Raw genomic sequence first — 13675 nt, forward strand, 5'->3', positions numbered from 1 at the left:
ACCCCCGCCGGGCCTACGCGAGAGGCACACCCCCATGAAGCGCAGACTGACCGCCTGGATCGCCGCGATCGCCGCCACCGCGTCGCTCGCCGCCTGCGCGTCCGGCGGCGGCGAGAGCTCGGCCGGGGCCAGCGCGACGGCCGACGCGGACAACCGCGTCACGGTCCGCGTCGGCGTCACCGACAAGGCCCAGGAGTACTGGACGACGTTCACGGACCTCGCCGCGGACGAGGGCATCGACGTCGAGCTGGTGAACTTCACCGACTACACGCAGCCCAACCCGATCCTCAGCTCGGGCGACCTGGAGCTCAACCAGTTCCAGCACCTGCTGTACCTCGCCAACTACAACGTGAGCTCGGACGACGACCTGCAGCCCATCGGCTCGACGGCGATCTACCAGCTCGGGCTCTACACGACCAAGGGCTACGCCTCCCCGGACGACATCCCGGACGGCGCCGAGATCGCGATCCCGAACGACGTGGTCAACCAGGCCCGTGCGCTGCTCGTGCTGCAGTCGGCCGGGCTGATCTCCCTGACCGACGGGGGCAACGCGTTCTCCACGCCGGCCGAGATCGACGAGGCCGCGTCGACGGTCACGGTCGTCCCCGTCGACGCGAACCAGACCGCGGTCCAGCTGCAGAGCCTGGACGGCGCCGTCATCAACAACAACTTCGCGACGGACGCGGGCATCGACCCGACGACGGCGATCTACTCCGACCTGCAGGACACCGACACCGCCCGGCCGTACCTCAACATCTGGGTCGCCCGGGCGGAGGACGCCGACAACCCGGTGTACGCGCAGCTCATCGAGATCTACCACTCGCCCGAGGTCACCGACCAGCTGATCGAGGAGAACGGCGGCACCGCGGTGGTCGAGGACGTGCCGGCCGAGGAGCTCCGGTCCGACCTCGCGGACCTCGAGGACCTGGTCCGCGAGAACGCCTGAGCCCCGCGCCGACGGACGGCGCCGGTCCCGCCCCGGGGCCGGCGCCGTCCGCGCGCGGGAGGGCGTGGCGACGCCGTGAGACCGGCGGACGCGGCGCTCCGGGCAGGTGTTAGGGTCGCCCGCGTCCGCCCCCCAGGGACAGGAGTCGAGCACGTGAGCACCCACGCCGCTTCCGAGCGCCGCGCGCAGCAGATGCGCGCCATGGCCGGGGCGTCCTGCGGGCTCATGTGCTGTCGTCAGCGAATGTGCTGACGCTGCACCCTCGCAGCACGGCCCTCCCCCGGCGGACGTCCCGCCCGGCCCGACGCTCCTGACGAGCGGCCCGACCGGACGCCCCACCCCGGCCCTGACGCCGACGGCTCCGCGCCGCCCGGTACCGGACCGCCGCCGGAGAGCCACACCCCCCGGCGCCGCGCACCCCCGCACGCCACCGCCCCGCGGACCCGGCCACCGGCCCGCACCGGGCTCGCCCCCGGGGCGGGTCCCCGCTCAGAACCACCGGAAGGCAGCACCACCATGAAGCGCAGACTGACCGCCGTCCTCGCCGCCCTCGCCGTGGGCGCGCTGGCCGCCTGCTCCGGCGGCGGGCCCGCCGCCGCCCCGACCGCCGCGGACCCGGACAACCGCGTGACCGTGCGGGTCGGCGTGACGGACGAGTCCAAGGCCTACTGGACGACGTTCACCGAGCTCGCGGCCGAGGAGGGCATCGACGTCGAGCTGGTGAACTTCACGGACTACCAGCAGCCCAACCCGGTGCTCAGTGAGGGCCAGCTCGAGCTGAACCAGTTCCAGCACCTGCTGTTCCTGGCGAACTACAACGTGAGCGCGGACGACGACCTGGCGCCCATCGGCGCGACGGTCATCTACCAGCTCGGCCTCTACACGACGAAGGGCTACGCCTCGCCGGACGAGATCCCGGACGGCGGCGAGGTCGCCATCCCGAACGACCCGACCAACCAGGCGCGCGCGCTGCTGGTGCTCCAGTCGGCCGGTCTCATCACCCTGGAGGGCGGCGGCAACGCGCTGTCCACCCCGGCGGAGATCGACCAGGCCGCCTCCCGCGTGACGGTCGTCCCCGTCGACGCCAACCAGACCGCGATCCAGCTGCAGGACCTGGACGCCGCGGTGGTCAACAACAACTTCGCCGCCGACGCGGGCATCGACCCGACCACGGCGATCTACTCCGACCTCGAGGACACGGACACGGCCCGGCCCTACGTGAACGTCTGGGTCGCCCGGTCCGAGGACGCCGACAACCCGGTGTACGCGGAGCTCATCGAGATCTACCACCGCGACGAGGTCATCGGCCAGCTCCTGGACGAGAACCAGGGCACCGCCGTCGAGCAGGACCTGAGCGCCGAGGAGCTGCAGACGAGCCTCGCGGAGCTCGAGGACCAGGTCCGCACCGCAGGCTGACGACCCGGCGCCGGGCGGCCCGCGGGTCGCCCGGCGCACGACCGCCCGCCGGCGCGACGCCGGCACCCGAGACCCACACCCGCACCCGCACCCGCGGGCGACCCCACCCCAGGACGGTGACCCGATGACCGCGATGGTCTCCCTGCGTGACGTCACGAAGGTGTTCGACGGGACCTCCGGTCCCGTCCGCGCCGTCGACGGCGTCACGCTCGACATCGAGCGCGGCGACGTGTTCGGCGTGATCGGCTCCTCCGGCGCGGGCAAGAGCACGCTCGTCCGGCTCGTCAACGCGCTCGAGACGCCGACCTCCGGGCAGGTGGTGGTCGACGGCACCGAGCTCACCGGGCTGTCCGAGCGCGGCCTGCGCCCCGCCCGCGCGGGGATCGGCTTCATCTTCCAGCAGTTCAACCTGCTGAAGTCCCGCACGGTCGCCGGCAACGTGGCGTACCCGCTGCGGGTCGCCCGGTGGCCCCGGGCCAAGCGCGAGGCGCGCGTGAAGGAGCTGCTGGAGTTCGTCGGGCTGTCCGACAAGGCCAAGCAGTACCCCGACCAGCTGTCCGGCGGGCAGAAGCAGCGCGTCGGCATCGCCCGGGCGCTCGCGACGTCGCCGGCCCTGCTGCTCGCGGACGAGGCGACCAGCGCCCTCGACCCCGAGACCACCAAGGACGTGCTGGACCTGCTCCGCCGGGTCAACCGGGAGCTCGGCGTCACGATCGTCGTCATCACCCACGAGATGTCCGTCGTCTCGTACCTGTGCAACCGGGTCGCGGTGATGGAGCACGGCAAGGTCGTCGAGGAGGGCGACGTCTACCGCGTGTTCGCGGAGCCGACGCAGCCCATCACGCGGCGGTTCATCGGCGCCGCGCTGCACGACCGCCCGCGGCCCGACGTGGTCGCCCGGCTGCGCGAGCGGCACGCCGGCCGGATCGTCACGATCGCGATCCGGGAGAGCGAGGCGACCGCCGGCGTCGTCGTCACGGAGCGCCTGCGCGCCCACGGCATCAACGGGCACGTCGTGTTCGGCGGCATCACCGAGGTGAACTCCCGCCCGCTCGGCTCCCTGACGTTCGCGCTCGAGGGCCCGGACGCCGCGGTCGACGCGTTCCTCGCCGACCTGCGCGCGCACACCGAGGTGATCGAGCACGCCCCGGACGGCGACCACGCCGGCCCCGCGAGCAAGGAGGTGGGCGCGTGACCACGCCCAACGGCACGTCCCTGTGGCCGACTCTCTGGGCCGCCCTCGGCGAGACCCTCCAGATGGCGATCGCGGCGCTGGCGATCGGCGGGCTCTGCGGCCTCGCCCTCGGCGTCGCGCTCTACGTCACGCGGCGCGGGAACATCCTGCAGAACCGCGCCGTGTTCACCGTGCTCAACATCGTGGTGAACATCATCCGGCCGATCCCGTTCATCATCTTCATCACGGCCGTCCGCCCGCTCACGATCGCCCTGACCGGCGCCTCGTACGGCGTCGAGGCGGCGATCCCCGCGCTGTCGATCATGGCGACGGTGGCGACCTCGCGCATCGTCGAGCAGAACCTCGTGGCGCTCGACCCGGGCGTGATCGAGGCGGCGCGCGCCATGGGCGCCGGACCGCTCCGGATCATCATGACGGTGATCGTCCCGGAGACGCTCGGCCCCCTGATCCTCGGGTTCACGTTCCTGTTCGTCGGGATCGTCGACATGACGGCGGTCGCCGGGGCGATCGGCGCCGGCGGGCTCGGCGACTTCGCGATCGTCTACGGGTACCAGCGGTTCAACGACGTCGCGACGTTGGCCGCCGTGGCCGTGATCGTCGTGATGGTCCAGCTGGCGCAGCTGCTGGGCAACACGCTGGCCCGCAAGATCCTGCGCCGCTGACGGGTGCCCGCCCGCGGGCGACCGCGGGCGGGCACACTGGGGGCACCGACCGGCCGGAGGGGGCGCACCGTGGGCGAGGACGAGCGCGAGCAGGAGCCGTGGCGCGACGAGCGCGGGATCGGCGAGCGACCGGGGATGAACCAGAACCCCCTCGCCCCGAGCTTCCGGGACGGGCCCCGCACGACGCCCGCGTCGACGCGGTCCCTGCTGCTGGGGGCGGCGCCCGTCGTCGTGGTCGCCCTGGGGGTGCTGGTGTTCGCGTTCCTGCGCTGAGCTAGAGCTTCTTGCCCGGGTTGAGGATGCCGCGCGGGTCGAGGACCGCCTTGATCCCGCGCTGGATCGCCAGGACGCGCTCGCCGAGCTCGCCCGCCAAAGCGCCGCGCTTCTCGGTGCCGATCCCGTGCTCGCCCGTCACGGTGCCGCCGAGCTCGACCGCGAGACCCAGGATCCGCGCGTGGGCGTCCGCGGCCGCCGCGACCTGCGCCGGGTCGGCGGGGTCGAACGCGATGACCGGGTGCAGGTTGCCGTCGCCGACGTGGCCGCCGGTGCCGATCGGCAGCCCCGACTGCGCGGAGATCTCGCCGAGCCGCTCCAGCAGCTCGGGCAGCCGGGTGCGCGGCACCGCGACGTCCTCGTTGATCGAGCCGCCGCGCACCGCCCGCATCGCCGGGTTGAACGCGCGCCGGGCGCGCATCAGGGCGTGCAGCCGCTCCTCGTCGTGCGCGACGTCGACCGTGACCGCGCCGTGCGCCCGGGCGATCGCCTCGTACGCCGCGACGTCCTCGGCGCCACCGAGCGCCTCGTCGGTGATGGCCAGCAGCATCGCCTCGGCGCCCGCGGGCAGACCGGCGTCCGGGTCGTACGCCACGAGGGACGCGAGCACGACGCCGTCCAGCAGCTCGAGCGTCGAGGGCCGGTGCGCGCTCGCGACGACGGCGTTCGCCGCGTCGAGCGCGTCGGCCACCGTGGCGAAGGTCGCGCACACCCCGCGGTCCGGGCCCGGGGCGGGCAGCAGCCCGAGCGTCGCCTCCGTGACGACCGCGAGCGTGCCCTCCGAGCCCACCACCAGGCCCGTGAGGTCCAGCCCGGCCACGGCCTTGACGGTCTCCGGCGACGTCCGGACGACCTCCCCGTCGGCGAGCACCACCTCCAGCGAGCGCACGAAGTCCCGGGTCACCCCGTACTTCACGCACCGCATCCCGCCCGCGTTCGTCGCGATGTTCCCGCCGATCGTGCTCTGCGCGTACGACGCCGGGTCCGGCGGGTAGAACAGCCCGCGCGCGGCCACCGCGTCGACCAGGTCCTTCGTGACGACGCCGGGCTGGACGACGGCGACCTGGTCGACCGGGTCGATCCGGCGGATCCGGGTCATGCGGGCCGTCGACAGCAGGATCGCGCCCGGGACGGCGTTGGCGCCGCCGGCCAGCCCGCTGAGCGCCCCCTGCGGCACGACCGGCACGCGATGGGCGTGCGCGGCGCGGAGCACGGCGGAGACCTCGGCGGTGGTCGACGGCTGCACCAGGGCGACCGGGTCGCCGGTGGGCGGGGTCGCCGAGCCGTCCTGCGCGCGGCCCCGCAGGGTGTCGGGGTGGGTGACCAGGGCCTCGGCGGGCAGCGCGGCGCGCAGGTCGGCGAGGACGGCCGCGAGCGCGGCGGCGTCCGGCGCGGGGACGGGGACCGGGGCCGGGCCGCCGGCGGCCGGGTCGACGGGCGTGCGGGTCGCGGTCACGGCAGCCTCACGTGGTCGGGGGTGAGCTCGGCCAGCGACCGCACGCCGAGCAGGCGCAGGGTGCGGGCGATCTCGGTGGTCAGGATCGTGCCGACCCGGTCGACGCCGCGCTCGCCGCCCGCCATCAGGCCGTACAGGTAGGCGCGGCCGAGCATCACGGCCCGGGCGCCGAGCGCGACCGCCGCGACGATGTCGGCGCCGTTCGAGAAGCCGGTGTCGACGTAGACCTCGGCGCGGTCGCCGAGCGCCTGCACGGTCTCCGGCACGAGGGTCAGCGGCACGGGCGCGCGGTCGAGCTGCCGCCCGCCGTGGTTCGACAGCACGACGGCGTCCGCGCCGGCCCCCACGACGCGCTCCGCGTCGGCCACCGTCTGCACGCCCTTCACGACGAGCGGTCCGTCCCAGTGCTCGCGCACCCACGCCAGGTCGGCGAGCTCGACCGTCGGGTCGAACATGTGCGAGGCCAGCTCCTCGATCGTGCCCTGCCAGGAGTCGAGCGTCGCGAACCGCAGCGGCTCGGTGGTGAGGAAGTTCAGCCACCACGACGGGTGCAGCGCGCCGTCGACGACCGTCTTCACCGACAGCGCCGGCGGGATGCTGAAGCCGTTCCGGTTGTCCCGCAGCCGGGCTCCCCCGACCGGGACGTCCACGGTGATGACCAGCGCCTCGTAGCCGGCGGCCCTCGCCCGCTCCATCAGCTCGGTGGACGCGCCGCGGTCCTTCCACACGTACAGGCCGAACCAGTTCCGGCCGTCCGGCGCGGCGTCGGCGAGCTCCTCGATCGACGTCGTGCCCATGGTCGACAGCGTGTACGGGACCCCGGTGCGGGCCGCGGAGCGCGCGACGGCCCGCTCGCCCTCGTGCTGCATCATCCGCGTGAAGCCGGTGGGGGCGTACAGGAACGGCGCCTGCGCGGTGCGGCCCAGGACCGTGGTCGACAGGTCGACGTCGCCGACGTCCCGCAGCACCGACGGCCGGAACTCCACGTCGCGCAGCACCCGCCGGGCGCGGCGCAGCGACACCTCGGCCTCCGCGGCGCCGTCCACGTAGTCGAAGACCGACCGCGGGGTGCGGGCCCGGGCGACCGTCCGCAGGTCCCGGACCGTGTACGCCCGGGACAGCCGGCGGGCCACCGGGTCCAGCTCCAGCGGACGCATCCGCAGCAGGGGTCTGAGCTCGGACCAGGTCTGCAGCCGTCGCCGCACGGGTCGCCTCCTCGCCGGACGGGCCCGGCGGCTCCGGGCCCCGCCCCGCACCGTAGCCCCGCGGGTGGGGCGCGGGGCGGGACGTCTCAGTCGGCGAGGGGCGGTGACGTGCAGCGACGCGGGGTGCGGCGGGCTCACACCGCCCGCGCGAGCGCGACGACGGCGGCGGCCAGCACCGCACCCGCGCCCGCCACCCCAGTGGCTCGGCGGCCGGCGGCACCGACCCGTCGCCCGAGCACCGCCCCGGCACCGGCGAGCACCGACTGCCACGCCCCCGACGCGGCTGCGACGCCGACCACGAACCAGACGCCGGCAGCGCGGCCCGGGACGGACGCGGCCACCGCGGCGAAGGTGACGACGGTCAGCGGGTTGACCGCGGTGAGCAGCACGAAGCGCCCGGCCACCGCGAGCGGGCCCCGGGTCGACGTCGCGAGCCCCGGAAGCGGCCCCGGGCCGGGCACCGACCCCGGCTCCGGCGTCGACCCCGGGCCCCGCCTCGACCCCGGGCCCTGCCTCGACCCCGGGCCCGGCGCGGCGACGGCCTCCGCCAGCGGACCGCGGGGCGCCGTCAGCGCCGCGCGCAGCAGCACGAGGCCGACCACCACCAGCACCGCCGCGGCGCCGAGCGACAGCGCCCGCTCGCGCCCGGCGAGCGCCCGCGCGAGCGCCGCGCCGCCCGTCGCGGCGACCACCGCGTAGCCGCAGTCGACCGCCGCGACACCCCCCGCGGCGGCCATCCCGTGGCGCCACCCGTCGAGCGCGGCGGTCCGCGCGACGAGCACCCCCACCGGGCCGAGCGGGACGGCCACGCCGAGCCCGGCGAGCACGCCCGCAGCAAGGGCGGACGCGGCCGGGGCGTCGAGCAGGGCGGGCATGCGGCGAGGATCCCGCGGGCCGGACCCGGGACACCACACATCGCGCACCTCGACTGCGACAATCGCGGCATGGACACCGTGGACGACGCGATCCTCCGTGAGCTGACCGTGGATGCGCGGCTGCCGTACCGCGAGCTCGGGGCGCGCGTGGGGCTGTCGCCGAACGCCGCGGCGGCCCGCGTGCGGCGCATGCTCGACGACGGACGGATCGGCGGCTTCACCGTCCGCGCGCCCGCGGCGGGTGACCGCGGACGCGCGGGGCTCGAGGTGTTCGTGGACGTGCGCCTCGCGCCGGACGCCGACTCCGAGACGTTCCGGCGCGCCACCGTCGCCCGGCCCGAGGTGCTCGACGCCGTGCACGTCACCGGCGGCTACGACTACCTGGTGCACGCCGTCGTCCCGGACGCGGCGGGGCTGGACCGCCTGGTGCGAGCCATGAAGCGGGACGACGGCGCCGTGCAGACGCTCTCGCGCCTGGCGCTGCGGAACCCGGGCGGCTGACGGGACCCCCTGAGCCCGCGACGAGCCCGTTGCGAGCCCGTTGCCAGCCCGGCGCGATCAGCCCTCGCCCGGGCCGCCCTTGCGGTCCTTCGCCCGCTCGTCCCCGGGGGGACCCGCACGGTCCTTCGCCTTCTCGGCCGTCGCGCCACCCGCGCCGCCGCCCTGCCCCCGGTCGGCCGGCGGGCCGCCGCCCGACGACGCCGGACCGGGGCCGCGGTCCGTGGCAGCCGCACCGCCCCCGGACGGCGACCCGGCCGCCGGCTCGTCCGACGGGGCCGCCCCGTCGCTCTCCACCGAGGCGTCCACGAGCACCGCGGTGTCGGAGGGCTCGGTCGCCGCACCCCCGGGCGCCGTCGTCGTGCTGTCGGCGGGCTCCTCGACGGGATCGGCGGTGCGGTCGGCGCTCACGGTCGCGGCCGGTTCCGGGTCCGCCACCGGCGGGCGTTCGCCCAGCGCGCGGGCGCCCAGCAGGGCGGCGGTCACGCTGACGGCGGCGACGGACACGGCCGCGACACGCAGCCCGCCACGACGCGGCGCGCCCGCCCGGCGGCGGGTCCGGCGCGCGCGGGAGAGGTCCACAGGGGGCGCGGCGGCCGCGACCGCGGGGGCGTCGCCGTCGGCGCGCTGCGCCGGGGAGACCGCCTGCGTGGGCTCACCCTCGTCGTCGGCGACCTCCACGCCGGGCTCCGAGCGGCCGGGGCCCCCGACGACCGGCGGCACCACGACGCCGAGCGGCACGGTCGCGGAGCCGACGTCGCCGGTGACGGGGCCGAGCCCGGCCGCCGCGGGCCGCAGCAGCGCGCGCAGCTCCTCCGCCACCGCGACGGCGCCGGGGCGGTCGGTGGGCTCGAGGGCCGTCATGGCCGTCAGCAGCCCGGCCCAGCGCGGCCCCAGGTGGCGCGGGATCGGCGGGGCGTGGTGCAGGCGCGCGACGGCGGACGCGATGGGCGTGCCCGGGAACGCCCGCTCGCCGGTGAGGCACTCGACGAGCACGAGCCCGAGGGCGTAGACGTCGGACGCCGGCGTCAGCGGTCCCCCGGTCGCCTGCTCCGGGCTGAGGTACGACGGCGTGCCGAGCAGCTCGCCGGTCACGGTGAGGTGCTCGTCGGACGGCGCGCGGGCGATCCCGAAGTCCGCCAGCTTGGTCCACGGCACCGTCGCACCGGACCGCTCCTCCGCGGGCAGCAGGATGTTCGCGGGCTTCACGTCGCGGTGCACGACGCCCTCGTCGTGGATGTACGCGAGCGCCTCCGCGACGTGCGCGCCGACGACGGCGGTCTCGTCGGCCGACATCGGCCCGGCCGCCACCCGCGTCGCGAGCGACGGACCGCGCACCAGCTCCATGACGAGGTAGTCCTGCCGCTCCCCGCCGGCCAGCTCGGCCGTGCCGGCGTCGAAGACGGTGACGAGCCCCGGGTGGCTGAGCCGCGCGAGCAGCTGCATCTCGGCGCGGTGCCTCTCGTCCGCCACCGGCCCGGCGTTCGAGGGGTGGAACGCCTTGACGGCGACGTCACGGCCCAGCACGTCGTCACGCGCGGCGTACACCTCGGCCATGCCGCCGCGACCCAGGCGGTCGCCGAGGACGTACCGGCCGGACAGCACGGTGCCGCTGCCGAGCGCACGCTCGCGGGGCGGCGCGTCGGCAGCCGGCGCAGTGGGGCACGGCTCCTCGGCGCGTGCGTCCTCCGCACGCCTCTCGCTCACGCGGGACCTCCTCGACGGGTGGCACCAGGATCGCCGCGGATCGGCGAGCGCGCGCGTCGAGCGGGACCGGCGTCCCCCGTCCCGGTGACGGGCGACGCCGGCCCCGGAGGCGGCCACGGGGAGTCAGTCCGGCCTGACCTGCGTCTCCGCCAGGACGGTGCGCAGCAGCGGGCGGCTCGTCTCCGTCGCCGCGAGCACCAGCAGGCAGCCCGCGGTGAGGCACGTCACGAGCAGCAGCAGCCCGCGGGGGTCGCTGACGCCGGTCAGGCCGAGCAGGGGGGAGAACATGACGACCGCGGCGGCAGCGGACCCGACGCCGACGAGCAGCATCGGCACCAGCACCTCGCGACGCCGCACCGAGTCGAGCAGCTCGACCGGCGTCCCCGCGAGCACCTGGAGCGCGTACTCGCGCCGGCGGTCCAGCACGCCCGCGGCCTGCGTGATGCCCGCGGAGGCCGCCGCCACCAGGAACGCGATGACGAGCGTCAGCATCCCGCCGCGCACCAGGTCCCCGGACATCGTCTCGGCGGCGGCCACGTCCGGCGCGCTCGCACCGTCGCCCGCGCCACCGGACGCCAGCACGGGCAGGACGGCGAGCGACCCGGCGACGAACCCGGCGAGGCCGAGCCCGCCGACCACCCGCCACACCGCGCGGGGGTCGTCCACCAGCCGGCGCGCGGCGAGGAGCTGCGCCGGGGTCCGCGCCCAGCGCACGCGCAGACGCCCGGCCAGCCCGAGCACCCACGGCCCGACGAGGTTCAGCGCGCCGAAGCCCAGGGCGAGCGACGCGACGGCGAACGTGGCCGCCGCGGCCCCGAGCTGCCCGAGCCCGGCCAGGACGACCATGAAGACGCCCATCGCGACGACGGCGACGACCGCGCGCACCGCACGCAGCCCCGGCGGGGTCTGCCGACGGGCCACGCCGAGCGGCGACACCACGACGCGGCGCAGCGACACGACCCCGCTGACCACGGCGAGCAGGGGCACCGCCACGGCCGCCGCCACCAGGACGGGCCACCCCACCCAGAGCTCGGCCGCCGAGAACGTCGAGCCCTGGAACGGCACGCGCGTCCACACCGGCAGCAGCGCGACGTACCCGACCACCCCGGCCGCCGCCCCGACGAGCCCCTGCCAGGCGGTCTCGACCACGGTGAGGGCGACGACCTCCCGCGGCGTGACGCCCAGCAGGCGCAGCGTCGCGAGCCGGGCGTCCCGGCGCGCCACGCCGAGCCGCGCCGCCGACCCGCCCAGCGTCAGCAGCGGGACGACGAGCAGCACCAGGGCCGTCCAGGCGAGCACGACGTAGAAGTCGGCGTTCTCGCGCTGGTACGCACCCACCGGGTCGGCGGCGCGTCCCAGGAACCCGAGCAGCCCTCCCACCACCGACAGCGTCAGCGCCGTCATCACGGCGAACGCCGCCACCGCGAGGGCCGTCGTCAGCCGGCTGTCGCGGCCGCCCGCGGAGCGCAGGCGCGGGGCCAGCGCGAGCACGGCGCTCACCGGGCACCGCCGGGCGCGGTCGACGGGGCGGACGGGGACGCGGACCCGGCAGGAGCGGACGGGGCGCCGGCGCGGGGTGCCTGCCGCACGTCGGCGACGACCCGGCCGTCCCGCACCTCCACCCGCCGGTCGCACCACGCGGCGACGCCGGCGTCGTGCGTCACCAGCACCAGCGACGCACCCGCGAGCCGGGTCGTCTCGGTCAGCACCCGCATGACGTCCTCGCCCGTCGCCTGGTCGAGCGCCCCGGTCGGCTCGTCCGCGAACACCACCTCCGGCCCGGTGATGAGCGCCCGCGCCACCGCCACGCGCTGCGCCTGCCCGCCCGACAGCTCGCCCGGCCGGCGCCCCTCCATGCCCGCCAGCCCCAGCGACCCGAGCCAGCGCACGGCGAGCGCCGTCGCCTCCTTGCGGGACGTGCCGAGCAGCATCGGGGCCAGCGCCACGTTCTCGACCGCCGGCAGCTCCGCGAGCAGCTGCCCGAACTGGAACACGAACCCGTACTGGCGCCGCCGCACGAGCGAGCGCCCGCGCTCGTCGAGGTCGTGCAGCGTCCGGCCCGACAGCGCGACGCTGCCGGAGTCCGGCACGAGGATGCCCGCCAGGCAGTGCAGCAGCGTCGACTTGCCCGACCCGGACGGCCCCATCACGGCGACGGACTCGCCCGGGGCGACGTCCAGGTCCACCCCGGCCAGCGCCGTCGTCGCGCCGAAGCGCTTGACCAGCCCCCGGGCGGACAGGCGCGGGGGCGCCGGCGGGGCGCCGTACGGGGCGGCCGCGGGTGGCGCCGCCGCGGTCGGTGCCGCAGCGGGCGGGGTTGCCGCGGTCGGTGCCGCAGCGGGCGGGGTTGCCGCGGGCGGGGCGGCCGGGGAGGGGACGGGGAAGGCGTGCGGCTCGGTCATGCCCCCAGCGTCGTCGCGGGCACCGGGCGGTCGCGTCGGCCCGCGGTCGCGTCCTGCGGGCGGGGCCGGTGCGACCGCGGTCGGAGGCGCCGCGCCGCGTCCGCCCGCAGTCGGAGGCCTCGTCATCCGCGCTGCCAACCCCGGGCGTGCAAGGACCCCCCGCACACCCGCCAGAGCTCACCTGCCCTTGCTGCCTTCCGGCCCTGGGGGGGTTCAGCGAGATGACGCCGCACGAGGGGTCTGCCCCCAGCCTAACGCAGCCGCGGGGTCACTCCGCGTCGAGCCGACGCAGGTAGCGCTCCGGTCCGGCGAGGAACCCCTGCCACGAGAGCACGAGGTCCGTCTCCTCCCACCGGGTCTCCCGCAGCCCCCACCCGCCGACCTCCCAGACCCGCGCCCCCGGCAGGGCCGCGAGCACCGGCGAGTGCGTCGACAGCACCACCTGAGCACCCCCGGCCACCAGCCGCCGCAGGTGCGCGAGCAGCGCCAGCGACCCGGTGAACGACAGCGCCGACTCCGGCTCGTCCAGCACGTACAGCCCCCGCCCGCGCATGCGGTCCTCCGCGAGCGCCAGGAACGACTCCCCGTGGGACATCTCGTGGAACGCCAGGTCCGCCGGCGACGGGTTGTCCTCCAGGTAGGTGAAGAACCCGTGCATCGTCTCGGCCCGCAGGAAGAACCCCCGCTTCGCGGCGCCCGCGCCGCGCTCCAGCACCAGGTGCCGCCACAGCGCCGACTCCGACGCGCGCGTCACGCCCCGCGCGCCTGTCGACCCGCCCTCCGCGCCCATCCCGAACGCCATCGCGAGCGCCTCGACCAGCGTCGACTTGCCCGCGCCGTTCTCCCCGACCAGCACGGTCGCGGCCCCCAGGTCCCACCCGTCCCGCAGGACCTGCGCCACCGCGGGGACCCGGGCGAACCACGCCCCGGCGTCGACGGGCTCGCGCGCGTCCGCACGCACGCGTCGGACCGGCAGCGCGGGACCTGTCAGGGGCACGGGGACAGCCCACCACACCGGGGCCGGCGCCCCGGGGACGCTG

Annotated in this window: 13 protein-coding genes and 1 other RNA gene; 6 read left to right on the forward strand and 8 right to left on the reverse strand. The window is 76.5% G+C overall.

Annotation, left to right across the window (positions count from 1 at the left end):
* The first annotated feature begins 34 nt into the window (after positions 1-34).
* The 5 genes from P9841_RS09835 to P9841_RS09855 all read left to right on the forward strand — a co-directional run bounded on the left by P9841_RS09835 (position 35) and on the right by P9841_RS09855 (position 4492).
* Positions 35-946 (forward strand): MetQ/NlpA family ABC transporter substrate-binding protein, encoded by a 912-nt coding sequence (locus P9841_RS09835; RefSeq protein ID WP_283318516.1) that lies wholly within the window; start codon positions 35-37, stop codon positions 944-946.
* A gap of 516 nt (positions 947-1462) precedes the next feature.
* Positions 1463-2362, forward strand: a complete 900-nt coding sequence (locus tag P9841_RS09840; protein ID WP_283318517.1) for a MetQ/NlpA family ABC transporter substrate-binding protein — start codon at positions 1463-1465, stop codon at positions 2360-2362.
* Between the two features lie 124 nt (positions 2363-2486).
* Entirely contained in the window at positions 2487-3557 is a 1071-nt protein-coding gene (locus P9841_RS09845; RefSeq protein ID WP_283318518.1) for a methionine ABC transporter ATP-binding protein, read from the forward strand.
* A gap of 62 nt (positions 3558-3619) precedes the next feature.
* Positions 3620-4219, forward strand: a complete 600-nt coding sequence (locus tag P9841_RS09850) for a methionine ABC transporter permease (RefSeq protein WP_283321915.1) — start codon at positions 3620-3622, stop codon at positions 4217-4219.
* Positions 4220-4288: 69 nt separating this feature from the next.
* Positions 4289-4492 carry a hypothetical protein gene (locus tag P9841_RS09855; RefSeq protein ID WP_283318519.1) on the forward strand — a complete coding sequence of 68 codons (204 nt, stop codon included), beginning with the start codon at positions 4289-4291 and terminating at the stop codon, positions 4490-4492.
* 1 nt (position 4493) lies between these two features.
* Here P9841_RS09855 and P9841_RS09860 read toward each other — a convergent pair whose 3' ends face one another.
* The 3 genes from P9841_RS09860 to P9841_RS09870 all read right to left on the reverse strand — a co-directional run bounded on the left by P9841_RS09860 (position 4494) and on the right by P9841_RS09870 (position 8028).
* Positions 4494-5948 (reverse strand): FAD-binding oxidoreductase, encoded by a 1455-nt coding sequence (locus tag P9841_RS09860; RefSeq protein ID WP_283318520.1) that lies wholly within the window; start codon positions 5946-5948, stop codon positions 4494-4496.
* Positions 5945-7105: an alpha-hydroxy acid oxidase gene (locus P9841_RS09865; protein ID WP_283318521.1), complete on the reverse strand. Its 1161-nt coding sequence runs from the start codon at positions 7103-7105 to the stop codon at positions 5945-5947. The genes P9841_RS09860 and P9841_RS09865 overlap by 4 nt, the downstream gene beginning before the upstream one ends.
* Before the next feature lie 182 nt (positions 7106-7287).
* On the reverse strand, positions 7288-8028 hold the full coding sequence (locus P9841_RS09870) for a LysE family transporter (RefSeq protein WP_283318522.1): 741 nt from the start codon (positions 8026-8028) through the stop codon (positions 7288-7290).
* 69 nt (positions 8029-8097) lie between these two features.
* Here P9841_RS09870 and P9841_RS09875 point away from each other — a divergent pair, with 69 nt between their 5' ends.
* Positions 8098-8529 (forward strand): Lrp/AsnC family transcriptional regulator, encoded by a 432-nt coding sequence (locus P9841_RS09875; protein ID WP_283318523.1) that lies wholly within the window; start codon positions 8098-8100, stop codon positions 8527-8529.
* A gap of 57 nt (positions 8530-8586) precedes the next feature.
* Here the strand turns inward: P9841_RS09875 and P9841_RS09880 are convergent, their stop codons facing one another.
* The 5 genes from P9841_RS09880 to P9841_RS09900 form a co-directional block, all read right to left on the reverse strand.
* On the reverse strand, positions 8587-10233 hold the full coding sequence (locus tag P9841_RS09880) for a serine/threonine-protein kinase (protein WP_283318524.1): 1647 nt from the start codon (positions 10231-10233) through the stop codon (positions 8587-8589).
* A gap of 123 nt (positions 10234-10356) precedes the next feature.
* Complete coding sequence (locus tag P9841_RS09885) at positions 10357-11733, reverse strand: FtsX-like permease family protein (RefSeq protein WP_283318525.1); 1377 nt, start codon at positions 11731-11733, stop codon at positions 10357-10359.
* A complete protein-coding gene (locus P9841_RS09890) occupies positions 11730-12635 on the reverse strand; it encodes an ABC transporter ATP-binding protein (protein WP_283318526.1) in 906 nt (301 codons plus the stop codon). Before P9841_RS09890 ends, P9841_RS09885 begins: the two co-directional genes overlap by 4 nt.
* Before the next feature lie 147 nt (positions 12636-12782).
* An RNA gene (gene ffs, locus P9841_RS09895) (signal recognition particle sRNA small type) lies at positions 12783-12879 on the reverse strand.
* A 24-nt stretch (positions 12880-12903) separates the two neighbouring features.
* Positions 12904-13632, reverse strand: coding sequence for an AAA family ATPase (locus P9841_RS09900; RefSeq protein ID WP_283318527.1), 729 nt, complete (start codon positions 13630-13632; stop codon positions 12904-12906).
* Positions 13633-13675: the final 43 nt, after the last annotated feature.

It is taken from the genome of Cellulomonas sp. ES6, from assembly GCF_030053835.1.
GTDB lineage: Bacteria > Actinomycetota > Actinomycetes > Actinomycetales > Cellulomonadaceae > Cellulomonas.